Here is a 24,901-nt window from a genome sequence, read left to right on the forward strand (position 1 = left end):
AGGGCTTTGGGATCCAAGAGTAAGCACTGCTGGAGCTAGAACCAATCAGCCCGAGTCCTCACGGAGTTGGCGAAGCGACGCGCGGTTGGCCAAGGTAGAGGCCATGCAGCACAAGTGCGCCTCCGTCGTCGCCGGCAACCCGCAGGCCGACGGCACCGTCCTCCTCTCCCGCAACCCGGCGAACCTCGACGACGTGGTGGCGGAGGTGACGCTGGCCGGGCCCGACACCTTCGTTCGAGCGGCCGAAGCGGCGAAGAACGCCCAGCCGGAGTGGGCCAAGATCCCGGCGCCGGTCCGCGGCCAGGTGATCGCCCGCCTCGGCCGGCTGGTCGAGGCGAACAAGGCGGCGCTGGCCCGGCTGATCACCCGCGAGATCGGCAAGCCGCTGGCCGAGTCGCTGGGCGAGGTGCAGGAGATCGTCGACACCTGCGACTTCTTCCTCGGCGAGGGCCGCCGCCTGTACGGCCAGACGGTGCCGAGCGAGATGCCGGACAAGCAGCTGTTCACCTTCCGCGTCCCGGTCGGCGTGACGGCGATCATCACGGCGGCGAACTTCCCGGCCGCGGTGCCGTCCTGGTACCTGGTGCCGGCGCTGCTGTGCGGCAACACGGTGGTCTGGAAGCCGGCGGAGCTGTCGGCGGCGGTCGGCCAGGCGCTGGCCGAGCTGGCCTGGCGCGCGGGGGTGCCGCGCACCGTGCTGAACCTCGTTCAGGCAGACGGCAAGGCGACGTTCGAGGGGCTGGACAAGGCCCTCCAGGACGGGCTGATCGACAAGGTGGGCTTCACCGGCTCGACCGAGGTGGGCCGGCGGATCAGCGAGCTGTGCGGCCGGCACCTCCAGTCGCCGTGCCTGGAGCTGGGCGGCAAGAACCCGCTGGTGGTGATGGCCGACGCGAACCTGGACCTGGCGGTGGAGGGTGCCCTGTTCAGCGGTTTCGGCTCGGCCGGGCAGCGTTGCACGTCGCTGGGCACGGTCTTCGTGCAGCGCGAGGTGCACGACGAGTTCCTGAGCCGGTTCACCAAGGCCGTGGAAGAAGCGATTGTCGGCGACCCGAGCCAGGGCGTCCTCTACGGACCGCTGATCGACACCCGTTACGCGGAGCGCTTCGAGGAGTACCTGACGCTGGTCCAGCCGCATCACACGGTGCACGGCTCGACCGGCACCGGCCGCATCACGGATGCCAACCCTCGCAAGGGTTTCATCGGCAACGCCGAAGACGGCATCTTCGTGCATCCGACCATTGTGGACGGTATCACCAAGGAAGACGCCCTGTACCGCAACGAGACCTTCGGCCCGCTGGTCGGCGTCGGCACGTTCGACACCTTCGACGAGGCGGTCGAACTGGCCAACGGCCACGGATACGGCCTGTCGGCGGCGATCTACACCACCAACGCCAGCAACGCGTTCCGGTTCCGCGAGCGCTGCCGGGCCGGCATGGTCAGCGTGAACAACTCGACCTCGGGCGCGGAGGCGCACCTGCCGTTCGGCGGCAACGGCCTGTCGGGCAACGGCAGTCGCCAGTCGGGCGTGTGGGTGCTGGACCAGTTCACCCGCTGGCAGTCGATGAACTGGGACTACGCCGGCAAGCTACAGAAGGCGCAGATGGACATGGTCGAGCTGCCCGAGGCCGACCTCGCCTACCGGCTGGAGGGCTGAATGGATCCCCTTGACCTGCTGGGTGTCGCCGACGGCTTCTCCGACGAGGAACGCCTGATCCGGGACACGGTGAGGCAGTTCGTGGACGCGAAGGTCCGGCCGAACGTGGGACGCTGGTTCGCCGACGGCACGTTCCCCCGCGAGCTGGCGCCAGAACTGGGCGAGCTGGGCCTGTTCGGCATGCACCTCAACGGTTACGGCTGCGCCGGGGCCAGCGCGACGGCGTACGGCATCGCCTGCATGGAGCTGGAAGCCGTCGACAGCGGCCTGCGCAGCTTCGTGAGCGTGCAGGGATCCCTGGCCATGACGGCGATCCACAAGTACGGCTCGGAGGAGCAGAAGCAGGCCTGGCTACCGAAGATGGCCAAGGGCGAGCTGATCGGCTGCTTCGGCTTGACCGAGCCGGACTTCGGCAGCAACCCGGCCGGCATGCGGACCACGGCGAAGCTGTCCGACGGCGAGTGGATCCTCAACGGCAGCAAGCTGTGGATCACCAACGGCGGCATCGCGGACGTCGCGGTCGTCTGGGCCCGGGCCGACGAGGGCGTCAGGGGCTTCATCGTTCCCCGTGGCACCAAGGGTTTCACCACCCGAGACATCAAGGACAAGCTGTCGCTGCGGGCCTCAGTGACCTCGGAGCTGGTCCTGGACAACGTGGCGCTGCCGGCGGACGCGGTGCTGCCGGAGAGCCGCGGCCTCAAGGCCCCACTGTCCTGTTTGAACGAAGCCAGGTTCGGCATCCTCTGGGGCGCAGTGGGTGCGGCCCGCGACTGCTACGCCACGGCCCTGGACTACGCCAAGACCCGGGTGCAGTTCGACCGCCCCATCGCCGGTTTCCAGCTGACCCAGCAGAAGCTGGTGGAAATGGCGCTGGAGTTGGAAAAGGCGTTCCTCACGGCCGTCCACATCGGACGACTCAAGGACGCCGGCAAAGCCGAGACGGCACATGTCAGCTTCGGCAAGCTGAACAACGTCCGGGCGGCACTGGAGATCGCGCGATCGGCGCGCACGATCCTGGCGGCCAGCGGCATCACCACCGAGTACTCGGTGCTGCGGCACGCCAACAACCTCGAGTCGGTGCTGACCTACGAGGGCACCAGCGAGATCCACACGCTGGTGCTGGGCGAGGCGATCACCGGGATCGGCGCCTACCGTTGACGGAACAGGTCGACGAGCACTTCATCGAAGCGGTGCAGGCGTTGTCGCCGGGTCGACGCCCGGCGACGAAGCTCGGGCCGGAGCTGCTGGAGCTGTTCGACGCCCAGCTGGGCAGCCGGCACATCGACCTGGCCGCGCGCGAGTTCCGGGCGCGCGGCCTGGGCTACTACACGATCGGCTCGTCCGGGCACGAGGGCAACGCGGCGGTGGCGGCGGCGCTGCGGCCGACGGATCCGGCGCTGCTGCACTACCGTTCGGGCGCGTTCTACCTGGCGCGCATGGCCCAGCTCGGCCGCAGCGGGCTGCTGGACGTGCTGCTGGGCATGATGGCCGCCACCGATGAGCCGATCGCCGGCGGCCGACACAAGGTGTTCGGCCACCACGACGCGGCGATCATCCCGCAGACCTCGACGATCGCCTCGCACCTGCCGCGCGCGCTGGGCGTGGCGTTCGCGATCGAGCGGGCGCGCAAGCTCGGGGTGCCCTCCGCGTGGCCGGACGACGCGATCACGGTGTGCAGCTTCGGCGACGCCTCGGCCAACCACTCGACGGCCGCCGGGGCGATCAACGCGGCCGTCTACACGGCATACCAGGGCCTGCCGGTGCCGCTGCTGTTCGTCTGCGAGGACAACGGGATCGGCATCAGCGTGCCGACGCCACGCGGTTGGATCGCCAGCGCCTACGGCTCACGCGAAGGCCTGCGGTACTTCCACGCCAGCGGTTTCGACCTCGTGCAGACACGCGAGGTCGCCGTGGAGGCGGCGGAATACGTGCGCCGACACCGGAAGCCGGCGTTCCTGCACCTGTCGACCGTGCGGCTGATGGGCCACGCCGGCTCGGACGCCGAGGTCGCGTACCGCAGCGGCACGGACATCGCCGCCGGGCTGGCCAGGGATCCCCTGCTGGGCACCGCAGAAACCCTGGTCGCGGCCGGGGTTCTGACGCCGGCCGAGGTCCTCGACCGGTACGAGGCCAAACGCGCCGAGGTCCACCGGCTGGCCACCGACGCGTCCGAACGGCCGCAGCTGGACAGCGCCAAGGCGGTCATGGCCCCGCTCGCGCCCCGACGGCCGGCGCAGGTCGAAGCACGCATCGACCGGCTCACGTGGACCGAGCCGTCGACGTTCGCGCAATCGGTCAACCGGACGCTGGCCCAACTGCTCGGCCAGTACCCGAACCTGTGCGTGTTCGGCGAGGACGTGGCCCGCAAGGGCGGCGTCTACGGCGTGACGCGCGGCCTGCAGAAGCTGGCCGGCGCCGGCCGGGTGTTCGACACGCTGCTGGACGAGCAGTCCGTTCTGGGGCTGGGCCTCGGCCTCGGTGTGTCCGGGCTGCTGCCGATCCCGGAGATCCAGTACCTGGCGTACCTGCACAACGCGGCCGACCAGCTCCGCGGCGAGGGCGCGACCCTGCCGTTCTTCTCCAACGGCCAGTACCGCAACCCGATGGTCGTGCGGATCGCCGGCTACGCCTACCAGAAGGGCTTCGGCGGCCATTTCCACAACGACAACGCGATCGCCGCGCTGCGGGACATCCCCGGGCTGGTGATCGCCTCACCGTCCCGGCCGGACGACGCGGCGGCCATGCTGCGCACCTGCGTCGCGGCGGCCGATGTCGACGGCACGCTGTCGGCCTTCCTGGAACCCATTGCGCTGTACCACACCCGCGACCTCCACGAGGACGGCGACGGCGGCTGGCTGGCCCCCGCGCCGACGGAGCATGTGCCGATCGGCCGAGCCCGAACGTATGGCGACGGCACGGATCTGACCATGGTCACGTTCGGCAACGGCGTCCGCATGAGCCTGCGGGTGGCCCGCCGGCTGGCCGCCGACGGCGTCTGCGCCCGGGTGCTGGACCTGCGCTGGCTCGCTCCACTGCCGACCGACGACCTGCTGCGCGAGGCCGCCGCCACCGGCCGTGTGCTCGTGGTCGACGAGACCCGCCGAACGGGGGGTGTCTCGGAGACAGTTGTCACCGCGCTGAGTGATCGCGGCTTCACCGGACTCGTCCGAAGGGTGGCCAGCGAGGACAGCTTCATCCCGCTCGGCGATGCGGCGCGCACCGTCCTGCTGTCCGAGGACACCATCCACGACGCCGCGATTTCCCTTGCGGCACAACCACTGCACAGCTGACGTTCACCGTTACCACTGCCCGTGTGAGTGTCGCCACTCCGGTCCGATTGCCCCAACAGGGGGTGATGGTCGCCAACGGGGCCGTTGAGGCCTTACCATGACTCGCCGCGATGCGCAGCGCATCGTGACCACCCAAGCGGCGAGCGGGTCGACGCACACACTGACCCGAGAATTGGTAGGTACGTAGCGGAATGGGACAGAGCCTCGCCGTCATGGCGCCGCAGCCGACAGCATCGGTCGACACGGCGACACCTCCGCCGACAGCGGTGGAGCTGACCGGGGCGATAGCCCGTATCCGCGAGTACCTCGAGCGGGAAAAGCCCGCGACCCCGTGCCTGGTCATCGATCTCCAGACCGTGCGTGAGCGCTACACGGAGCTGTTCGAGGCTTTCGACGGCGCGAAGCTCTACTACGCCGTCAAGGCGAATCCGGCTCGCGAGGTGGTGCGCCTGCTGGTCGAGCTGGGCGCGCACTTCGACGTGGCCAGCCCGCCGGAGATCGACCTGTGCCTGGCCGAAGGGGCCCGTCCGGAGCAGATCTCCTACGGCAACACGATCAAGAAGCGAGCCGACATCGGCTACGCCTACGAGCGCGGCGTGCGGCTGTTCACCACGGACAGCGAGGCCGATCTCGAGGCCATCGCCGAGATGGCCCCGGGCGCGGCGGTGTTCTGCCGGATCGTGCTGGCCGACACCGGTTCGCTGACGCCGTTCGGCCACAAGTTCGGCTGTGCCCCGGAAATGGCCACCCGGCTGCTGGCCAAGGCCCCCGAGCTGGGGCTGACGCCGGCCGGGGTGTCGTTCCACGTGGGTTCGCAGCAGCTGGATCCGCGAGCCTGGGACGCGGCCGTCGAGCAGGCCGGGGAGATCACCGCCAAGCTCGCGGCCGAGGGCATCGAGCTGCGGATGCTCAACATCGGCGGTGGCCTGCCCGGCCGGTACAGCCGTCCCGCGCCGCCGCTGGCCGACTTCGCCGCGGCGATCAACGCCTCGGTGACCGAGCATTTCCCGAGCCGGCCGCAACTGGTGCTGGAACCGGGACGGTTCCTGGTCTCCGACGCCGGCCTGCTGCGCTGCGAGGTCGTGCTGGTCGCCCGCAAGTCCACTGTGGACGATAGGCGCTGGGTCTATCTCGACGTCGGCCGGTACAACGGACTGGCCGAGACCGAGAACGAATACATCACGTACCTGCTGGCAACCCCGGGTCGTGACGGCGACACGGGACCGGTCTACCTCGCGGGGCCCACCTGCGACGGTGATGACGTGCTGTACCAGCACAACATCTACCGGCTGCCGATGGGGCTGCGCGCGGGCGACCAGCTGGACTTCCTCAATACCGGGGCCTACACGGCCAGCTACTCGTCCATAGCGTTCAACGGTTTCGCGCCGCTGCCCACGCACTGCCTCTGAACAGGCAAACCCCCGATTTTGTGTGCAGGCCTCGCCGGAGGTCTGTCTTCACCTGGAACAGTAGGGAGTGATAGATGACCGGAGTACTGGGCTCGGTGCAGGAGACCGTCGGGTCGTTCACCGGACAGCACGTCCTCGCGGAGATGGAGGGCATCGACGCCGATCTGCTCAACGACGAGGCGTTGCTGCGCGACATCCTGACCAGGGTGCTCGACCAGGCCGGTGCGACCGTCTTGGACGTGACCTCCAAGCGGTTCGAGCCGCAGGGCGTCACCGTGCTGGCGCTGCTGTCGGAGTCGCACGCCTCGCTGCACACCTACCCAGAGATCGGGTCGGTCTTCGTCGACGTCTTCACCTGCGGCCACCGGGCCAAACCCGAGCTGGCGGTGCAGCTGCTGGCCGAGGAGCTGCGCACCGGGTACGTGCACGCGAAGACCATCCGCCGCGGCAAGGACGACTGACTTTCCCTTGCCTGACATGAAGATTGTGAGAAGTTGACGTGACAACACTGGAACGAACCAGCCAGATCCACGAGCCGGTCGGCCACGGCCTGACCCGGGTGTGGGACCTGGACGAGGTGCTCTTCGAGGGCGACACCGCCTTCCAGCACGTCGTGATCGCCCGTACCGAGCAGGGCGTGTCGCTCTTCTGCGACAACGACCGGCAGAGCACCGAGTTCAGCCAGCTGACCTACCACGAGGCGCTGATGGTGCCGGCACTGCTGCTGGCCGACAAGATCGAGTCGGTGCTCGTCGTCGGCTCCAGCGAGGGCGTCGTGTGCCAGATGGCCGTGGCCTCGGGCGCGACCCGCGTCGACCACGTGGACATCGACACGCAGGCCGTGCAGCTGTGCGCCGAGCACCTGCCCTACGGCTACACCCCCGAGGAGCTGGCCCGCGCCGAGCGCGGCGACGGTCCCGTGCAGGTGCACTACGCCGACGGCTGGCAGTACCTCGTGGACGCCGCCAACGGCGACACCCGGTACGACATCGTGCTGGTCGACCTCCCCGACGAGCGGGAGGAGGAGGCGCAGCACAACCGCCTCTACGGCGTCGAGTTCCTGACCATGTGCAAGGCCGTGCTCGCGCCGGGCGGCGTGGTCGTCACCCAGGCCGGTTGCCAGACCATGTGGCGCAACCAGACTTTGCTCACCTCGTGGCGCCGGTTCACCGAGGTCTTCGGCACCACCGCGTACTACGGCTCGGACGAGCACGAGTGGGCCTACCTGTTCGGCCGCGCCGACGAGGTCGCCGACCCGACCGCGCTGATGCAGTCCCGGCTGCCCGGGCTGGGCTACCGCCCGGAGTCCATCGACGCCGAGGCGCTGGTGGGCAACTCCGTGCCCCCGTACCGGGTTCGCCACCAGGGCTGACCCGTCGCCATACATGGGCCTGGTGTCCGCACCAGGCCCATGTAACGGTGCGCACGCGGCCGGCGACTGCTTGAGTTGTGGTGGGCCTGCTGATCGTCGTCGCACTCGGCGCGGCCGTCGGTGTGCTGCTCGCGTATCTCTTGTACCGCAAGCAGTACCAGCTCGCCGGCGCGGTCGTGGCCTTGGTGGCGGTGGTGCTCGTGCTCACCGGATTGCCGCTGGACTCCAACCCGATCGGGGCACCGCCGACCACGTCGCCGCCCGCCACTGCCGGCAGCAACCCCGACGACAGCACCCAGCACATCTTCCAGACCACGGTCGTCGGCGACCAGCAGTATCTGATCGACGGCTACGTGAGCTATCCCGACAAGGTCACCACGGACGTGGACCAGGCGGTGATCTTCTCGGCCTCGGTGTGCGGCAGCGCCAGCAGGCGCTGTGGCGGCGCACCGGCTCCGCTGCCGGCCACGCCGAGCACATCGACGACCGCCCAGGCCCCGACCAAGATCGGTGCTCGCATCCGCGGACACCTGACGTCTGATGCGCCGGCGCAGATCGACCTGGACTCGACGGAGATCCAGCCGGTGCTGCGCGACACCGACCGTGCGGTCTGGTCGTGGACGGTGAAGCCGAGTGCCAGCGGCAGCTACACGCTGACCGCCACCTTCACGCCGTTGCGGGCGGACACTGCCGAACCGCTGGCGGCGGACACGCAGGTGAGCGCCGTCTTCGAGGTGCGCCAGACCACCGGCCACGCGGTCGGCAGCGTGTGGACGGTGCTCAGCAGCGGCCTCACCGCGATCATCGCCTCGCTCAGCGCGCTGGGGATCACCGGGGTGGCGGTGTGGACCTGGTTGCGGCGCAAGAAGACCAAGGCCGCAGAACCAGCCAAGCCGGCCAAGCCGGGCCGCAAGCGCCGGCGTTGAGTTCTGCACGAAACCGACATTCGGTGTGACGCTAAGCGGGACTCGCGGGGGTCAGGGCGGGTTCGGGGAGCGGGGCTTTGCGGCTCGCCAGCATGAGCAGGGACAGGACCGCGGCGAAGCAGCTGAGCAGGCCGGCGACGTACCAGGCCACGTCGTAGTTGCCGAGCTGGTCGCGGACGATGCCGGCGGCGACCGCGGCGAAGGCGGCGCCGACCTGGTGGGAGGCGAAGACCCAGCCGAAGACGATGGGCCCGGCGGTGCCGTAGTAGCGGCGGCACAGGGCGACGGTCGGCGGCACGGTGGCGACCCAGTCCAGACCGTAGAAGACGATGAACACCAACATGCTGGGATGCGTGCTGCCGGCGAAGAGGCTGGGCAGTGCGAAGAGGGACAGCCCGCGCAGACCGTAGTACGCGCCGAGCAGCACGCGGGAGTCGAGGCGGTCGGTGAGCCAGCCGGAGAAGATCGTGCCGACGATGTCGAAGACACCGACCAGGGCCAGCAGGGACGCGGCGGCGGTCTCCCCATGCCGTGATCCATGGCGGCGGGGATGAAGTGCGTGCCGACGAGGCCGTTGGTGGTGGCCCCGCAAATGGCGAAACCGGCGGCCAGCAGCCAGAAGTTGCGGGTCCTGGACGCGCCGGCCAACACCTGGATGGCCCGCCGGCCGGCGCCGACGGTGATTTCCGGGCGAGGCTGGGGCTTCGTCGCCCCGTACGCGAGCAGGCCGATCTCCTCGGGACGGTCCCGCAGCAACCACGCGACCAGCGGCACCACGATCAACGCCGCGGCGGCGACCGTCAAGGCGGCGATGCGCCAGCCGACGGAGCCGGCGATCGAAGCCAGCAGCGGCAGGAAGACCAGCTGCCCGGCCGCGCTGCCGGCGGTGAGCACGCCGGTGACGATGCCTCGGTGCTTGACGAACCAGGCGCTCGTCACGGTGGCGACGAAGGCCAGCGCCATGGAGCCCGTGCCCAGGCCGACCAGCACCCCCCAGCACAGGATGAGCTGCCAGCTGGCGGTCATGAACACCGTCAGACCGCTGCCGACGGCGACCACGAACAGGGCCACCGACACCACCCGGCGGATGCCGAAGCGCTCCATCAGCGCGGCGGCGAACGGCGAGGTCAGGCCGTACAGGGCCAGGTTGACCGAGACGGCGGCCGAGATCGTGCCCATGGACCAGCCGAACTCGGCGTGCAGGGGATTCATCAGGACCCCGGGCGTCGCCCGGAACCCGGCCGCGCCGACCAGCGCGACGAATGTGACGGCGGCCACCCACCAGGCCCGATGCAGCTTCAACACGCCGGAAATCCTGACAAGGATGGCCGGCCGGAACGAGTGGCCCGAAGGCCACTATGTGCAAGAATCAGGCCATGACCCATCGCGTGGTGGTGCTGGCCCTGGAAGGCGTGGTGGCGTTCGACCTGAGCATCGCGTCGCGGGTGTTCACGTCGGCGTCGCTGTCCTCGGGCCGGCCGCTGTACGAGACGCTGACCTGCACGCTGGACGGCGGACCGGTGCGGACGACGGCGGGCTTCCGGCTGATGCCGGACCACGGACCGGAGATCCTGGCGACGGCGGACACGGTGGTCATCCCGGGCCCGTACGAAGGGCCGCTGATGGAGTCCAAGGAGCTGTCGCCGGAGCTGGCAGCGGCGCTGAAGACCGTGCCGGAGAAGGCGCGCTGGGTGTCGATCTGCACGGGGGCGTTCGTGCTGGCGGCGGCGGGCATGCTGGACGGGCGCGAGGCGACGACGCACTGGTTCCACGCCGACGAGCTGGCGGAGCTGCATCCCCAGGTCCACGTCACGCCGGACGTGCTGTTCGTGGACGACGGCCAGGTGCTGACCTCGGCCGGCGCCGCGGCGGGCATCGATCTGTGCCTGCACATCGTGCGTACGGATCACGGCAGCGAGATCGCCAACCACACGGCCCGGCGCATCGTCGTGCCGGCCTGGCGTGAGGGCGGCCAGCGGCAGTTCATCGAGCGGCCGGTGCCGGAGGTCGCCGACGCCGGCACGTCGGCGACCCGGCAGTGGATGTCCGAGCACCTGGACCAGCCGGTCGACCTGCGCCGGCTGGCCGCGCACGCCCGGATGAGCGTGCGCACGTTCACCCGCCGGTTCCGCGAGGAGACCGGCCTCAGCCCGGGCCGGTGGCTGCTGCGGGAACGGGTGGAACGGGCCCGGCACCTGCTCGAGTCGACCGACCTGTCGGTGGAGCGGATCGCCCGCGACGCCGGCTTCGGCACGACCGCCGGCCTGCGGCAGCACCTGAACGCGGCGGTCGGCGTCGCCCCGCTGGCCTACCGGCGCAACTTCACTTGTAAGGATCCTGGCCGACCGGCCTGATCACGATCTCGTTCACGTCCACAGTGGACGGCTGGGCCAGCGCGTAGAGCACCGCCCTGGCCACGTCGTCCGGCGCCAGCTTGGGGTCGTCGCGGCGGTCGGACGGGATGGCGTCGGTGTCGGTCAGGCCCGGCTGGATGATCGTCACACGCACGCCGGTGCCGACACATTCGGCCCGGATGGCCTGCGCCATACCGCTGACGGCCCACTTCGTCGCGGAGTAGAGGCTGCCGGGACGCACGCCGCGACCGGACGCCGAGCCGGTGAGCACCAGGTGCCCCTGGAAACGGGTCAGCACCGGCAGGGCGGCGCGGGCGGTGTAGGCCGGCCCGCACACATTCGTGACGACCATGTCCCGCCACAGCTCGGGATCGTCGCCGCCGCGGCCGAGGAACGAGGTGCCGACGCTGCTGCCGGCGTTGGCGAACACCGCGTCCAGGCGCCCGAAGTGGGCCTCGGCCTGCTCGACGACGCCGCTGATCTGCTGCCAGTCGCCGACATCGCACGGCAGCGTGAGCACCGGGGTGTCGAAGCTCCCGGCGAACGCCGTGAGCCGGTCGGCGTGGCGGGCGGTCAGGACGAGGCGGTAGCCCGCCCGCGCGGCCATCCGGGCAGTGGCGGCGCCGAGCCCGCTGGAGCCGCCGGTGATCAGCAGCACTGGATCGGTCATGAACCTCACCCTAGGGGTCGACGGACTGGCGGAATTACCCCCAGGGGGTATGCTCCGGACATGTTCATCGTGGATGCGTTGGCCATGGCCGGATCGATGACCTGGGAGATCCTCTGGGCGCTGATCCTGGGTTTCGCCCTGTCGGCGGTGGTGCAGGCGGTGGTGCGACGGTCCACTGTGGTCAGATTGATCGGCACCGACTCGCCGCGCTCACTGGCCATCGCGGCCGGCCTCGGCGCGGCGTCCTCCTCGTGCTCGTACGCGGCGGTGGCGCTGGCTCGGGCCCTGTTCCGCAAGGGCGCGAACTTCACCGCGGCGATGGCCTTCGAGATCGCCTCCACCAACCTGGTCGTCGAGCTGGGCGTGATCCTGGCCCTGCTGCTGGGCTGGCAGTTCACCGTGGCCGAGTTCGTCGGCGGGCCGATCATGATCGTGCTGCTGGCCCTGCTGTTCCGGCTGTTCCTGCGCTCACGGCTGGTGGCCGCGGCGCGAACGCAGGCCGACAAGGGCATCGCCGGCTCGATGGAAGGCCACGCGGCCATGGACATGTCGCTCAACGGCCAGAAGCTGTTGTCCCGCCAGGGTTTCACCGCGGTGTCGCACGTGTTCGTGATGGAGTGGGCGGCCATCCTGCGTGACCTGGTGATCGGCCTGCTGATCGCCGGCGCGGTCGCCGCCTGGGTGCCGGACTCGTTCTGGCAGGGCTTCTTCCTGGCCGACCACCCCGTGCTCGGCGCGATCTGGGGGCCGATCGTCGGCCCGATCGTGGCGATCCTCAGCTTCGTCTGCTCCATCGGCAACGTGCCGCTGGCCGCCGTGCTGTGGTCCGGCGGCATCAGCTTCGGCGGCGTGGTCGCGTTCGTCTTCGCCGACCTGATGATCCTGCCGATCCTGAACATCTACCGGAAGTACTACGGCACCCGGATGGCGCTGTTCGTGTTCGGCACCTTCTTCGCCGCGACCGTCGGCGCCGGCTACCTGGTCGAGCTGCTGTTCGGCGTGACCGGCCTGACCCCGACCGACCGCTCGGCCCGGATCGTCGAGGCCGGCATCAGCTGGAACTACACGACCTGGCTCAACATCGTGTTCACCCTGCTCGGCCTGGCCCTGGTGCTGCGGTTCTTCCGGTCCGGCGGCCGGGACATGCTGAAGATGATGGGCGGCGCGCCGGACGCCGGCGAGCACGACCACCACCACATGTGACGTGGCTCTACCGTGGGACTAACCCACGACGGCACGGCGTTGACGTCAAACGTGACCGAAGCCAGTGGTGTGCCCCTGTCCGTACTCGACCTCGCCCCGGTGTCGCAGGGTTCGACCAGCGCGCAGGCGCTGCGCAACACCCTCGACCTGGCCCGGCACGTCGAGCGGCTGGGCTATCACCGGTACTGGCTGGCCGAGCACCACAACATGCCGGGCGTCGCCAGCTCGGCCCCGGCGGTGCTGATCGGGCAGGTGGCGGCGGCGACCGAGACGATCCGGGTCGGGTCGGGCGGCGTGATGCTGCCCAACCACCCGCCGCTGGTGGTCGCCGAGCAGTTCGGCACGCTGGAGGCGTTCCACCCGGGCCGGATCGACCTGGGCATCGGACGCGCGCCGGGCACCGACGGAGTAACGGCACAGGCGTTACGGCGCAGCACCGGGCCGCTGTCGGCCGACGACTTCCCGCAGCAGCTGGCCGAGCTGCTGCGCTACTTCGAGGAGCCGGCGCCGGACCAGAAGGTGGTCGCGGTCAACGCGCCCGGCAACAAGCCGCCGCTGTGGCTGCTCGGCTCCTCCGGCTACAGCGCCCAGGTGGCCGGCCTGATGGGCATCCCGTTCGCCTTCGCGCACCACTTCAGCGCCGAGAACACGTTGCCGGCCTTGGCTTTGTACCGCGAGGCGTTCCGGCCGTCGGCCGTGCTGGACCAGCCGTACGCGATGGTCGCGGCCGCGGTGGTGGCCGCCGATGACGACGAGCACGCCCGCTATCTGGCCGGCCCGAGCGGGCTGTCGTTCCTGCGGCTGCGCAGCGGGCGGCCGGGGCTGTTCCCGTCGCCGGAGGAGGCCGCGGCCTACCCGTACACGGACCTGGAGCGGCTGTTCATCGAGGACCGGGCCCGGTCGATGATCATCGGCGGGCCGGAGACGGTGGCGTCCCGCGTCGCCGAGCTGCTGGAGTCGACGCAGGCCGACGAGCTGATGGTCACCACCATGGTGCACGACCACAATGACCGGCTGCGTTCTTACGAATTGCTGACCAAGGCCGTTCGCGGTTCGTAAGCACCTATTGTCTTGTGAGCGCCACCGATGGCGCGGTGGAATCGTTCCATGGTGATATCGGTGGCGCATGAGGTGCAGACCTCGACCCGGCTCACCCGCTGGCTGATCACGGCCGTGCGGGTGATCACCGGAATGCTGTGGGTGCAGAACGTGTCCTGGAAGTCGCCGCAGCCGCCGAACTACGGCGGATTGCGGATGTGGACCCAGGACGCCGTCGACCATCCCGTTCTCCCGCCCTTCTCCTGGCTGGTCCAGCACGTCGTGCTGCCCGGTTTCCCGCTGTTCGGGGCGCTCGCGCTGGCCGTGGAGATCCTGCTCGGCGCATTCCTCGTCGTCGGCTTCGCCACGCGATTCTGGGCCGTAGTCGGTATCGGTCAGACGCTGGTCATCACCCTGTCGGCCCTTTATGTGCCCGGCGAGTGGTTCTGGTCCTATGCGCTGATGTTCGTCGCCCATTTCGCCGTGTTGGCCACCGCTGCCGGCCGATTCGGCGGTGTCGACGCCGTGCTGCGTCCCCGCTGGCAGGCCAACGGCAACAAGTGGCTGCTGCTCGCATCCTGAACTGAACGACTCCGTCGCGCGTAAATCAAGGAGTGGGCATGAAACTCGCCGTCGGAATCGGCGTCGGCCTCGCACTGGCCACGCTGCTGGCGATCCCGCGGGGCCTGCCGTGGCACATGATCGGCCTCGGCGTCCCCGGCTATCTCGTCGTGCTGGCCCTGGCCGCGGCGGCGGTCACCGGCGGCTGGCACGAGCGCCGGTCGCTGGTGCTGATCGCCGGCGTCGGCCTGCTGATCGCGGGCCTGTTCCAGCTGGTCGAGCTGGTCATCGGCGGTCAGAACACCCTGGGCGGCGACCTGTCCACGGTGTCGCTGCTACTGGGTGGGGGTATCGGTCTGACGGCCATCGGCTGGGTGGAGAAGACCGCCTGATGGAGCAGCTGGGATGGGGTGCGGTCGCCGGGCTGGCGGCCGCGCTGCCGGTCGGGGTGCTGATGGCGACCCAGCACATGGTCACCGCGTTCCCGGGCTGGTTGGCGTTCGCGGCGTATGCGCTGGTCATCGGCCTGGTGCTGAGCGCGGTGGCCCGTGGTTCGCGGCAGGGTCTGGCCATGACGGCGTCGGCCGGCGTGCTGCTGGGAACGCTGGGCTGGCTGGTGTTCTCGCTGACGTTGGAGCCGTTGTTCCACGGCGAGCTGCCGACCTGGTCGGCCGCGGCGGCGGCGAAGACGTATCCGGAACTGGTCGGCAATGTGCTGCACGGCGCACTTACGGGGCTGCTGCTGCATTTTGTCGCCGGGGTGTGGAGTCTCAAGGCGCGCGAGCGGCGCGATTCGGTCGAGCGGGCGCGAATTGTCGTGGTGGGCGGCGGATTCGCCGGTGTTGCCGCGGCGCAGCGGTTCGAGCGTCTGGTGCTGCGCGGTGCGAAGCTCGATGTCACGCTGGTCAGCGATTCGAACTTCCTGCTGTTCACGCCGATGCTGGCCGAGGTCGCTTCCGGGGCCCTGGAACCGGCGCACATCAGCGCCCCGATCCGGTCCGCCGCCGCGCACACCACGTTTCACCACGGCCGGGTCGACCGCGTCGATCCGGTTGGCCGGGAAGTCGTGCTGGAATCGGGAGAAGTCCTTTCGTACGACCATCTCGTGCTGGCCGTCGGTTCGGTGCCGCACACGTTCGACCTGCCTGGCGTGGCCGAGCATTCGTTCCCGCTGAAGAACCTCGCCGACGCCGTCGCCCTGCGCAACCACGTGCTGCGGCTGCTGGAGGCCGCCGACCGCGAGACCGATCCGCGGACCCGGCGCGAGCTGCTGACGTTTGTCGTGGCCGGGGCCGGCTTCGCCGGCACTGAGATGATCGCCGAGCTGTTCGACCTCGTACACGGCGTGTCGCACTACTACCCCGGCATCCAGCCGTCGGAACCCCGTTTCGTGCTGGTGCACGCCGGCGGCCGCATCCTGCCCGAGCTCGGGCCCGAGCTGGCGGCGTACGCCATGGAACGCCTTGCGGCGCGGGGCATCGAGCATCGGCTGAACCTGCGCGTCACCGAGGCCGCCGAGGATCTGGTCCGGTTGGAGAACGACGAGCTCATCCCGACCCGCACGTTCGTCTGGACCGCCGGCAACAAGCCCACTCCCTGCTCGGCTCGCTGACCACCGACACGTCGCTGCGGGTCGAGGGCTTCGAGCACGTCTGGGCCGTCGGCGACTGCGCTCGGATTCCCACTGTGGACGGGGGTTTCCATCCGCCCACCGCCCAGCACGCCCTCCGCCAGGGCGTCACGGTCGCCGACAATGTCGCCGCCTTCGTGGCCGGCCGAGCGCCGGTCGAGTTCCGGTTCCGGACCATCGGCGTGCTGGTGGCGTTGGGACACCGGACGGCCGCGGCGGAGATTCGCGGTCGGCGCTTCGCGGGGCTGGTGGCGTGGCTGCTGTGGCGGGGGATCTACCTGTCGAAGCTGCCGGGTGTGGAGAAGAAGCTCCGGGTGTTGTTCGACTGGACGCTGGATCTGGTGTTCCCACGGGACATCGTGGTGACGGCCGCCGCGCCGCGCCGCTCGAAGGTGAGGGCGCAATGAAGGGCACCGGCGAGGTTGGCCGGGCGCAGGCCGCCGAAGGCACGAGCATCGGCCGCGCGCAGGCCGCCGCAGGCACGAGCCAGCTCGGCCGGGCGATGAAAGCCCGTGATGCCGCCATCTCTGGCGCGCTGGCCGGGCTGGCCGGCGGGGCCGCTTTCGCCGGCACCATGGCGATCCAGGGGCAGCTGGCCACCGTGGCCTCCATCGTGCACACCGACAACGTGGTCGCCGGACTGGCCGTGCACATGGTGATCGCCACGATCCTCGGCGTCGGCTTCGGGTTGCTGATCTCGCGACAGCGGGCCCGAGCCGGTGAGACCGTGTTCTGGGGCCTGATCTACGGGGCTTTCTGGTGGTTCCTGGGGCCGCAGACGTTGCTGCCTTTGTTCCTGGGCAAGCCGGTGGCGTGGGACCTGGCCGGGGCGCAGGCCTTGTTGCCCAGCCTGATGGGGCATCTGCTCTACGGGGCCGTCAGCGGCATCGCCTTCGTCGTCCTGCAACAGGACACGGATCCGTTCTGGCGCAAGCCTTCGCGCGGCATGGTCCTCCGTGGACTGATCACCGGCCTGGCCGTCGGCCTGGTGCTGGGATTGCCGTGGGAGGGACTGTTGGCCGGCGCCGGTTACGCCCTCATCGCGTCGCCGGAGAGCACGGGGCCGGCCTTGGTCCGGGGCACGGTGTACGGCTTCGCCTGGTGGGTGTTCGCCGCGCTAACGGTTGAACCGTTACTTTTCACCGTCACCCTGGACTGGTCGCAGCAGGCCGCCGCTCGCGACGCCCACCTGATGCCGGCCTACGTCCTGCTGGGCGCGGGGATCGCCGTCGGGTACACCTGGCTCGGGCTGTTGGCCAAAGTCCTGTTCACGGACGACATCCGGCTGGTACGAACCGAGGCCGCCGGCAAGCAGGGCCTGCGGGCGCTGGGCTACGGGGCGCTGTCGGGCATCGCCGGCGGCCTGGTGTTCACCGTGGTGATGCTGGCCGTCGGGGAATTCCCTCTGGTGGCACAGATGATCGGCTCCCGTTCGGCGGTGGCCGGCTTCGTCGTGCACATGGTGATCGCCCAGATCCTCGGCATCTCGTACGCGATCCTGTTCCGGCGGCGCAGTTTCGACCTGACCTCGGGCATCGGCTGGGGCCTGTCGTACGGCTTCTTCTGGTGGACGCTGGGCAATCTCACCCTGCTGCCGCTGTTCACCGGCACCCCCGTCGACTGGAGCGCCGCCGGCATCGCCGCCGGATTCCCTTCCCTGGTCGGACATCTGGCCTACGGCGCGGCGCTCGGCGCCGTCTACCACCGGCTCGAGCGGCGGGCCAATCCCTGGTGGCAGACCCGCAGTAAGGTGGTCGCCGAGCAGACCGTCGCGCGCCGCGACCAGATCCGCGGCGCCGCCCCCGCGATGTGGGTGTTCACCGTCCTCATCGCCCTCATCATCCCCATCCTCGTCGGCACCGGCCCCTGATGGCACATGCGGTCCGGATGTGCCTCAGGGAGGCAAGTATGACGCGCATGTGACGTTTGCTAGCGCAAAGTGCGGGGGCGGACGGCGTTGGCGCGGTCGACCAAGGCCACCCGCTCGGTGACGGAGCTGGCCAGGCGGGCCAGGGTGCGGTAGCACTCCTCCAACCCGAAGCGCAGGCCCCGCTCGGTGAGCTCGGCCCCCAGCACGGTGGTCACGCCGTTGTCGCCGCCGGGTTTGCCGGCCAGCACCCAGTCGAACGCGGCCCCGAGCACGTCGGCGATGAGCTTGGTGCGTTTCTGCACGTCCAGCAGGAGGTGGTCGAGCCGGTTGCCGGCCTCCAGCAGGTCGGCCACGGTCAGCTCGGCCGGCCGCCGGTCCCGTATCCGCACCTTCAGGGCCCCGATCTGCGCGGACAGGTACTGGCTGGAGCTGTCCGGCACGGTGTCGAGGATCTCCACGGCCCACGACCGGTGCCCCTGCTCCAGCCGGGTCCGGGCCAGCCCGAAGGCGGCGCTGACGTACCCGTGGTCGGTGCGCCACACCAGCTCGTAATACCTTGCGGCTGCGCCATGATCGCCGCACAGCTCGGCGCTGACCGCCAGCGCCAGCTTGACGGCGGGCTCGCCGGGCAGCCGGTCGAAGACCTGGTTGAAGGCGACCTTGGCCTCCTTCGGCTTCGACTGCGCGATGGCCACCAGCCCGCGGTACCAGCTGACCCGCCAGTCCCCCGGCACGTCCTCAGAGGCCTCGTCCAGCGCGCCGATGGCCGACGGCAGGTCCTCCAGATCGATGTACGCGCGAGCCCGACGCAGCAACACCTCGGGCGTGACCATGGGGGCGTTGTCCAGGCTCTGCAACATGGCCTTCGGATTGACGCCGGTCACCGTCGCCAGGAAACCGGCGGCCGGATCGCCGGCGTCGACCTGCGGCACCGGCAAAGCGACCGCGACCTCGTGTGGCTCGGGGGCCAGCAGCTCGTCGCGCGGCCCGAAAGGACGGCGCTCGGTGCTGAACAGGTGCGACAGTCGCGGCGGCGGCTGCTCGCCGCCAATGGCCACGACCTCCCGCAGCACGCCGACCAGCTGCTCGGCCATGTCCTCGGCCGAGTGGAACCGCTGCTCCGGCTTCTCGTGCGTGGCCCGCAGCAGAAACCGGTGGTACGACTCGAAGATCTCGAACAGCGGCACCTCGTCCGGGCCGGGCAGGCTGTGCTTGCGGGCGCCGCGGTACTCCGGGAACTCGAAGCTCAGCACGGCCATCATGCGGCCGACCGTGTACAGGTCGGACGCCACCGACGGCCCGCGCCGGCCCAGCTCGGGCGCGCTGTAGCCGGCGGTGAAGAACAGCGGGCTCTCGAAGTCGTCCATCCGCCGCACAGCCCCGAGATCCAGCAGCTTGAGCTGCTCGTCGGTCTGGATCACGTTGTCCGGCTTGAGATCGCAGTACAGCAGGCCGACGCCGTGCAGATAACCCAGCGCCGGCAGGATCTCCAGCCCGTACGCGATCACCTGCGGCAGCGGCATCGGCTCGATGCGCCGGTCCGGGCGGCGGCGCTTGTAGGCCAGCTCCCGCAAGGAATCGCCGCCGACGTACTCCATCACGATGTAGCCGACCATGGTGCCGGTGTCGGGATCGGGGTGCTGCACGAAGTTGTAGATCTTGACGATGTTTGGGTGCTCGACCTCGGCCAGGAACCGCCGTTCGGCCACCGCCGCGGCCATCGCCGCCGGGTCACCGGTGTCGATCAGGCCCTTGAGCACGACCCAGCGGTCGTTGACGTTGTGGTCGCGGGCCAGGTAGATCCAGCCGAGGCCGCCGTAGGCGAGACAGCCCAGCACCTCGTACTGGCCGCCGAGCACCTCGCCCGGCGTCAGCTTCGGCACGAAGGAAAACGGTGTGCCGCAACGGGGACACACGCCGACGGTCAGCCCCGGCACGCCGTCGTCGCTGCGGCCGACGCGGGACGCGCAGTGCGAGCAGAACCGCTTGTTCTCGGCCACGACCGGGTCGTCCAGCACGGCCGTCGACGGGTCCCGGTAGGGCACGCGCGGCACCTCGACCAGGCCGGCGCCCAGGCCACCACGGCCAAGCGACGGCCCGGTCAGCGGTCTGGAGCCCTGGCTGGACGGCCGCCAGTGCGAGTCGGTGTGACCGGTCGGCGCGAGGCCGGTCGCGGTCGGGTCCCACTGCTCGGTCGGCATGTCCTCAGTCCAGGTATCGCGGGGTCGGCGGGGCGGGCACCGGCCCGAGCCGGTCGCCCAGCCAGTGCTTGTAGTCGGCGGTCCAGGTGCCGTCGGCGCGGATCTTCTCCAGCACCGCGTTGATGAAGCGGACGAAGTCGGTGTCGGTCTTGGGCACCGCCAGCCCGTACGGCTCGTCGGCGAAGCGGGGCCCGACCACCTTGGTGTACGGGTCCTGCGCGGCCAGGCCGGCCAGGATCGTGTCGTCGGTGGAGGTGGCGTCGACCTGGCCCTGCTGCATCAGCACCAGGCAGTCGGTCCAGTTGTCCACCGACACCAGCAGCGGCTTGGAGGCGACCTTGGTCAGCGCGTCCAGCGAGGTGGATCCCTTGGTGGCGCACACTTTCTTGCCACCCATGCCGCCGATGTCCTGCACCGTCGAGTTGGCGTCGACCAGCACCCGCTGCCCGGCCGAGAAGTAGACCGAGGAGAAGCCGACCTGGGCGGCCCGGGCGCAGTCGATGGTGAAGGTGCGGGCCACGATGTCGACCTGACCCTGTTGCAGCACCGGAATCCGGTCGGCCGAGGTGATGGCCTTGAACTGGATCCGGTCCGGGTCGCCGAACAGCGCCTGCGACACGGCGTGCAGCATGTCCACGTCGAAGCCCTCGACCTGGCCGGTGACCGGGTTGCGGAAGCCCATCGGGAACGTGTTCTGGTCGACGCCGGCGATCAGCCGGCCGCGCTGCACGATGTCGGCCATGGTGGAGCCCTCGGGCATCTGCCCGGGCGGCGGCAGCGGGCCGCTGGGCCGCAGGCTGGCCGTGGCGTCGCAGGTGTCGCCCGGGGCTTTGCTGCCGGTGGTCGGCGCGGGCGAGCCGCCCAGGCCCGGCGGCTCCGGCACGGTGACGGTGGACGAGCTGTCGACCGGCTGCGCGGGCAGCGTGGAGCCGCACCCCGCCAGCACCAACGCCAGCGCGGTCATCGCAACCGCCGCCCTCACCAGTACTCCCTGAACCGCTGCCAGATTCCCCACCCCGAGGCTACGCCGATCACGACCGCGATGACGATCAGTCCGGGCCGCAGCAGCGTGAGCGCCGCGTCGGCGGCCGAGGCCTGGCTGTTGAAGGCCGTGCGCGCGGTGTCCAATGCGGACACGAGGTTCTTGTCCAAGTCGGCGAACAGCGTGCCGCTGCTGCCGGCGCTGGCGCCGATGCTGGACTGCACGGCCTGGTTGTACTGGCCGGCGTCGTCGGCCTCGCGGATCCGGCGGTGCACCGACATCCAGGCCTGCTGCGCCTTGATCGCGTTGTCCAGCGAGGTCCGGACGGTCGGGTCGGTGGCCAGCTGCCGGGCCTGCCCGAGCAGCCCCTCCGAGCCGTCACGTCCGCCGAGCCGGTTGGCGGCGGTCAGGTAGTCGGTCTGGTAGCTCTGGCCGTTGCCCCGCACCACCAGCGTCAGCGTCTCGTCGGCCCGTGCCTGCACCGCCGCGAACCGGGCCTGCACCAGCACGGCGACCTGGTCCGAACCGTCCCTTCTGGCACTGTCCAGATGCAACGTCACGGCGGTCATGGCCGCGGCCGTCCACAGCAGCCCGATCACCGCCGCGACCGTTCCGACCAGCAGGCCGGTGTTGACCAGGCGGTTGGTCGCGCCGAGCAGGTACCACTGGGCCGCGAACAGCAGGCCGACCGTGATCAGCAGCAGCACGATCTGGCCGAGCGGGAACGAGGTCGCCGCGTCCTGTTCCTGCGTGAGACGGGCATTCTCGGCCTTGTACAGCTGTTCGGCCGCCGGCAGCAGCTTGGCCCGCATCAGGCTCGACGCCTCGCGCAGGTAAGCCGCGCCGACCGGGAAACCCTGCCGGTTGTTGGCCCTCGCCGTCTCGACCAGTCCGGTGTAGATCGGCAGCTGGCTGGACAGCGTCTCGAGGGCGCCCGGGGCGATCTCCGTGCCGGCTTGCAGCGTCAGCGCCGAGGTCGCCTGCGCGATGTCGGCCAGGTACTGCTGGCGGGTCGCCGCCGGCTCGATGCCGCCGGCCAGGAAGGCGCTCGACGCCGTCGCGTCGGCGTCCTGGAGGGCCCGGTAGATGTCCTGCGCCGCCACGCTCAGCGGTTCCGCGCTGGTGGCCAGGTCCCGCACGTCGTCGCCCTTGGCCTGCACGCCGTTGGAGGTCACGATGCCCACGACGATGGCCAGCACGACCAGGCCGGCCGCGATGCCGACCAGCCGTCCCGGCGTGGACCGGACCAGCTTGCGGGCCACCCGCCAGAGGCGGATCGGGGCACGCGGCAGGGCCGCGGCCCGGGTGATCACACCGGCCACCGGCGATCACCCCTCTCCCACTGGCGTCCTCCCATGTCGACTATCGATCGTGTGGTCGCGTAGCGCTACCCGAATCGAAGAGCGGGCACCACATGTCTGCCCCTGGGTGTGGTTCTCCTCACCTGGTTGGCGCAGGATGACGGGGTATTAACGGACCCGATTGGTCTAGATAAGAGACAATGACCGGCATGACCAGTGACGTGCTGCGCTACGCGGCGTTCACCACCACGCCCGATGGCGGCAATCCCGCCGGCGTGGTGCTGGACGCCACCGGGCTGGACGACGCCGACCAGCAGAAGATCGCCGCCGACGTGGGCTATTCGGAGACCGCCTTCGTCACGCGGGCTCCTTCCGGCTACCGGGTGCGCTACTTCAGCCCGTTGGCCGAGGTCGCTTTCTGCGGGCACGCCACCATCGCCGCCGCCGTCGCTCTGGCCGAACGGGACGGTCACGGACAGTTGCTGTTCCACACCGTGGCCGGCGACATCCCCGTCACCACCACCCTCGGTGACGACGGTCTCGTGCGGGCCAGCCTGACCAGCGTGCCCACCTCGTCCCGGGAGGCCACCCCCGAGGAGATCGCTGACACCTTGGTCGCGTTCGGCTGGTCCACCGCCGACCTGTCCGGCCAGCACGTTCCCCATGTCGCCTTCGCCGGCAACCACCACCTCGTTCTCGTGCTCTCCTCCCGTTCGCGGCTCGCGTCCCTGAGCTACGACTTCGACCGCCTGGCCACGATCATGACCCGGTTCGGTTGGACCACCGTCCAGCTGGTCTGGCCGGAGTCCGACACCGTGTGGCACTCCCGCAACCCGTTCCCCGTCGGCGGCGTCGTCGAGGACCCCGCCACCGGCGCGGCCGCCGCCGCTTTCGGCGGTTACCTGCTCGCCACCGGCCGCGTGTCGGAACCGGTGCGGCTGACAATCCGGCAGGGCGAGGACATGGGCCGGCCCAGCCTGCTCACCGTCGACCTCGACCCGGCCGACCCGCGCGTGACCGTCAGCGGCACCGCGACTCGGATTGTTTAGCCGAGGGTCTTCGACAGGAAGACCCGGCTGATTCCGTTGTCGGTCGGCACCTCCCCGAAGACCTGCCAGCCCTGTTTCACGTAGAAGTCGGGGGCTTGGAAGCTGATCGTGTAGAGGACGCCGGTGCGGCAACCTCGGTTGACGGCTTCCCGCTCGGCAGCGGCGAGGAGCTGCGCGCCGAGGCCCGTGCCGCGGTATTCGGCCGGCAGGTAGAGCAGCTCGACGAACAGCAGGCCGAGGCTGGTCCGCCCGATCAGGCCGCCGACGACTTCGCCGGTGTCCGGGGCCCGGGCCAGGACCGCCAGCTTGCGATGGTCGACGACGCCGGCCTGGGCGAGGTTGTACTCGTCCAGACCGGCGTCGATCAGCTCGATGTGCTCACGTTCGGGGCTGTCGGTGACGAAAATGTCCATGCCCCGAACGTAACGATGAGGTCTGACAGTGTCATGGCGCCGCCTCCGGCGTCGCGGCTCGGCCCCCGGGTAGCCGACGCCTCGCCCTTGCCGAATTTAGCCCGCCGCATCGGCTTGGTGAGTGGGCGCGTCGGGTGGCGGCGGGCGAAATCCGCCAACCGGGCGAAACGTCGGCGGGGCCTCGCTTCTAGATACCTTGCCAGGACGGCTTGGTGGCGTAGGTCGAGCGGTAGTAGTCGGCGAGCTTCAACTGGCTGGCGGCGGCCTCGTCCAAAATGACCGTGGCATGCGGGTGCAACTGGAGGACCGACGCGGGCACGATGGCGGCGAGGGGGCCCTCGACGGCCAGTGCCACGGCCTCGGCCTTGGACTCGCCGGTGGCCAGCAGGATGAGGTGCCGGGCCTCCATGATGGTGCCGATGCCCTGGGTTAGCACGTGCTGCGGCACCTCGTCGAGGCTGGCGAAGAAGCGGGCGTTGTCGACCCGGGTCTGCCGCGTGAGGGTCTTGACGCGGGTCCGCGAACCGAAGGATGAGATGGGCTCGTTGAAGCCGATGTGACCGTCGGTGCCGATGCCGAGCAGCTGGAGGTCGACGCCGCCGGCCGCGGCGAGGGTCCGCTCGTAGTCGGCGCACGCCTGCACGACATCGGCGGCGGAGCCGTCGGGGCCCATGAAACGGTCGTCGCCGATGCCGAGGCGGTCGAGCACCTCGCGGCGGACGACCTCGCGGTAGGACTCGGGGTGCCCGGCGGGCAGCCCGACGTACTCGTCGAGCTGGCAGATCCGCGCCCGGTCCAGGCTCAACCCCTGCTCACGACGTCGCTGCAACGCCTGGTAGACGGGCAGCGGCGTGGAGCCGGTGGCCACCCCGATCACCGCGTCGGGCTTGCGCGCGACCAGGTCGGCGATGGCCGCCGCGGCCAGCTCGCCCTGTGCCGGCGCGTCCGGCACGATCACGATCTCCATCTGTGGCC

Annotated in this window: 22 protein-coding genes and 1 pseudogene; 16 read left to right on the forward strand and 7 right to left on the reverse strand. The window is 70.1% G+C overall.

Annotation, left to right across the window (positions count from 1 at the left end; genetic code table 11):
- Window positions 1-103 precede the first annotated feature (103 nt).
- The 7 genes from M3Q35_RS20120 to M3Q35_RS20150 all read left to right on the forward strand — a co-directional run bounded on the left by M3Q35_RS20120 (window position 104) and on the right by M3Q35_RS20150 (window position 8,654).
- Window positions 104-1,657, forward strand: coding sequence for an aldehyde dehydrogenase family protein (locus tag M3Q35_RS20120; protein WP_273943458.1), 1,554 nt, complete (start codon window positions 104-106; stop codon window positions 1,655-1,657).
- Window positions 1,658-2,815: an acyl-CoA dehydrogenase family protein gene (locus tag M3Q35_RS20125; protein ID WP_273943459.1), complete on the forward strand. Its 1,158-nt coding sequence runs from the start codon at window positions 1,658-1,660 to the stop codon at window positions 2,813-2,815.
- Window positions 2,812-4,947: a thiamine pyrophosphate-dependent enzyme gene (locus M3Q35_RS20130; RefSeq protein WP_273943461.1), complete on the forward strand. Its 2,136-nt coding sequence runs from the start codon at window positions 2,812-2,814 to the stop codon at window positions 4,945-4,947. Before M3Q35_RS20125 ends, M3Q35_RS20130 begins: the two co-directional genes overlap by 4 nt.
- Window positions 4,948-5,159: 212 nt before the next feature.
- Window positions 5,160-6,356, forward strand: a complete 1,197-nt coding sequence (locus M3Q35_RS20135; protein WP_273943462.1) for a type III PLP-dependent enzyme — start codon at window positions 5,160-5,162, stop codon at window positions 6,354-6,356.
- Window positions 6,357-6,430: 74 nt separating this feature from the next.
- Window positions 6,431-6,817 (forward strand): adenosylmethionine decarboxylase, encoded by a 387-nt coding sequence (speD, locus tag M3Q35_RS20140; protein WP_273943463.1) that lies wholly within the window; start codon window positions 6,431-6,433, stop codon window positions 6,815-6,817.
- A gap of 38 nt (window positions 6,818-6,855) precedes the next feature.
- Window positions 6,856-7,728: a spermidine synthase gene (locus M3Q35_RS20145; RefSeq protein ID WP_273943464.1), complete on the forward strand. Its 873-nt coding sequence runs from the start codon at window positions 6,856-6,858 to the stop codon at window positions 7,726-7,728.
- A gap of 80 nt (window positions 7,729-7,808) precedes the next feature.
- Window positions 7,809-8,654 (forward strand): hypothetical protein, encoded by an 846-nt coding sequence (locus M3Q35_RS20150; protein WP_273943465.1) that lies wholly within the window; start codon window positions 7,809-7,811, stop codon window positions 8,652-8,654.
- A 31-nt stretch (window positions 8,655-8,685) separates the two neighbouring features.
- On the opposite strand, the pseudogene M3Q35_RS20155 reads toward M3Q35_RS20150, so the two are convergent.
- A pseudogene (locus M3Q35_RS20155) lies at window positions 8,686-9,980 on the reverse strand (MFS transporter).
- 50 nt (window positions 9,981-10,030) lie between these two features.
- Between M3Q35_RS20155 and M3Q35_RS20160 the strand changes: the two are divergent.
- A complete protein-coding gene (locus M3Q35_RS20160; RefSeq protein WP_273943467.1) occupies window positions 10,031-11,008 on the forward strand; it encodes a GlxA family transcriptional regulator in 978 nt (325 codons plus the stop codon).
- On the opposite strand, the gene M3Q35_RS20165 is transcribed toward M3Q35_RS20160, so the two are convergent.
- Entirely contained in the window at window positions 10,977-11,678 is a 702-nt protein-coding gene (locus tag M3Q35_RS20165) for an SDR family oxidoreductase (RefSeq protein WP_273943468.1), read from the reverse strand. The genes M3Q35_RS20160 and M3Q35_RS20165 overlap by 32 nt on opposite strands.
- A gap of 60 nt (window positions 11,679-11,738) precedes the next feature.
- Between M3Q35_RS20165 and M3Q35_RS20170 the strand changes: the two genes are divergently transcribed.
- The 7 genes from M3Q35_RS20170 to M3Q35_RS20200 all read left to right on the forward strand — a co-directional run bounded on the left by M3Q35_RS20170 (window position 11,739) and on the right by M3Q35_RS20200 (window position 17,980).
- Window positions 11,739-12,881 (forward strand): permease, encoded by a 1,143-nt coding sequence (locus M3Q35_RS20170; RefSeq protein WP_273943469.1) that lies wholly within the window; start codon window positions 11,739-11,741, stop codon window positions 12,879-12,881.
- 51 nt (window positions 12,882-12,932) lie between these two features.
- Window positions 12,933-13,940: an LLM class flavin-dependent oxidoreductase gene (locus M3Q35_RS20175; RefSeq protein WP_273943470.1), complete on the forward strand. Its 1,008-nt coding sequence runs from the start codon at window positions 12,933-12,935 to the stop codon at window positions 13,938-13,940.
- A gap of 48 nt (window positions 13,941-13,988) precedes the next feature.
- Entirely contained in the window at window positions 13,989-14,501 is a 513-nt protein-coding gene (locus tag M3Q35_RS20180; RefSeq protein WP_273943471.1) for a TQO small subunit DoxD, read from the forward strand.
- A 38-nt stretch (window positions 14,502-14,539) separates the two neighbouring features.
- Complete coding sequence (locus M3Q35_RS20185) at window positions 14,540-14,872, forward strand: Rv1678 family membrane protein (RefSeq protein ID WP_273943472.1); 333 nt, start codon at window positions 14,540-14,542, stop codon at window positions 14,870-14,872.
- On the forward strand, window positions 14,872-16,092 hold the full coding sequence (locus tag M3Q35_RS20190; RefSeq protein ID WP_273943474.1) for an NAD(P)/FAD-dependent oxidoreductase: 1,221 nt from the start codon (window positions 14,872-14,874) through the stop codon (window positions 16,090-16,092). Before M3Q35_RS20185 ends, M3Q35_RS20190 begins: the two co-directional genes overlap by 1 nt.
- 74 nt (window positions 16,093-16,166) lie before the next feature.
- On the forward strand, window positions 16,167-16,517 hold the full coding sequence (locus M3Q35_RS20195) for an NAD(P)/FAD-dependent oxidoreductase (protein WP_273943475.1): 351 nt from the start codon (window positions 16,167-16,169) through the stop codon (window positions 16,515-16,517).
- A complete protein-coding gene (locus M3Q35_RS20200) occupies window positions 16,514-17,980 on the forward strand; it encodes a hypothetical protein (protein ID WP_273943476.1) in 1,467 nt (488 codons plus the stop codon). The genes M3Q35_RS20195 and M3Q35_RS20200 overlap by 4 nt, the downstream gene beginning before the upstream one ends.
- A 59-nt stretch (window positions 17,981-18,039) precedes the next feature.
- Here M3Q35_RS20200 and M3Q35_RS20205 read toward each other — a convergent pair whose 3' ends face one another.
- From M3Q35_RS20205 to M3Q35_RS20215, 3 genes are read right to left on the reverse strand one after another with little or no spacing between them, the layout of a single operon-like run.
- The gene (locus M3Q35_RS20205; protein ID WP_273943477.1) at window positions 18,040-20,181 is read right to left on the reverse strand and encodes a serine/threonine-protein kinase; all 2,142 of its coding nucleotides are present in this window, start codon (window positions 20,179-20,181) and stop codon (window positions 18,040-18,042) included.
- Window positions 20,182-20,185: 4 nt separating this feature from the next.
- A complete protein-coding gene (locus M3Q35_RS20210; protein ID WP_273943478.1) occupies window positions 20,186-21,163 on the reverse strand; it encodes a glutamate ABC transporter substrate-binding protein in 978 nt (325 codons plus the stop codon).
- On the reverse strand, window positions 21,160-22,485 hold the full coding sequence (locus tag M3Q35_RS20215) for a hypothetical protein (RefSeq protein ID WP_273943479.1): 1,326 nt from the start codon (window positions 22,483-22,485) through the stop codon (window positions 21,160-21,162). The genes M3Q35_RS20210 and M3Q35_RS20215 overlap by 4 nt, the downstream gene beginning before the upstream one ends.
- Before the next feature lie 188 nt (window positions 22,486-22,673).
- On the opposite strand from M3Q35_RS20215, the gene M3Q35_RS20220 reads away from it, so the two are divergent.
- On the forward strand, window positions 22,674-23,513 hold the full coding sequence (locus M3Q35_RS20220; protein ID WP_379794359.1) for a PhzF family phenazine biosynthesis protein: 840 nt from the start codon (window positions 22,674-22,676) through the stop codon (window positions 23,511-23,513).
- Here M3Q35_RS20220 and M3Q35_RS20225 read toward each other — a convergent pair.
- Window positions 23,510-23,926 (reverse strand): GNAT family N-acetyltransferase, encoded by a 417-nt coding sequence (locus tag M3Q35_RS20225; protein WP_273943481.1) that lies wholly within the window; start codon window positions 23,924-23,926, stop codon window positions 23,510-23,512. The genes M3Q35_RS20220 and M3Q35_RS20225 overlap by 4 nt on opposite strands.
- 187 nt (window positions 23,927-24,113) lie before the next feature.
- Window positions 24,114-24,893, reverse strand: coding sequence for a glucosamine-6-phosphate deaminase (gene nagB, locus M3Q35_RS20230; RefSeq protein ID WP_273943482.1), 780 nt, complete (start codon window positions 24,891-24,893; stop codon window positions 24,114-24,116).
- Between the last annotated feature and the right edge of the window lie 8 nt (window positions 24,894-24,901).

The sequence above is a fragment of the Kutzneria chonburiensis genome (assembly GCF_028622115.1).
Classification (GTDB): domain Bacteria; phylum Actinomycetota; class Actinomycetes; order Mycobacteriales; family Pseudonocardiaceae; genus Kutzneria; species Kutzneria chonburiensis.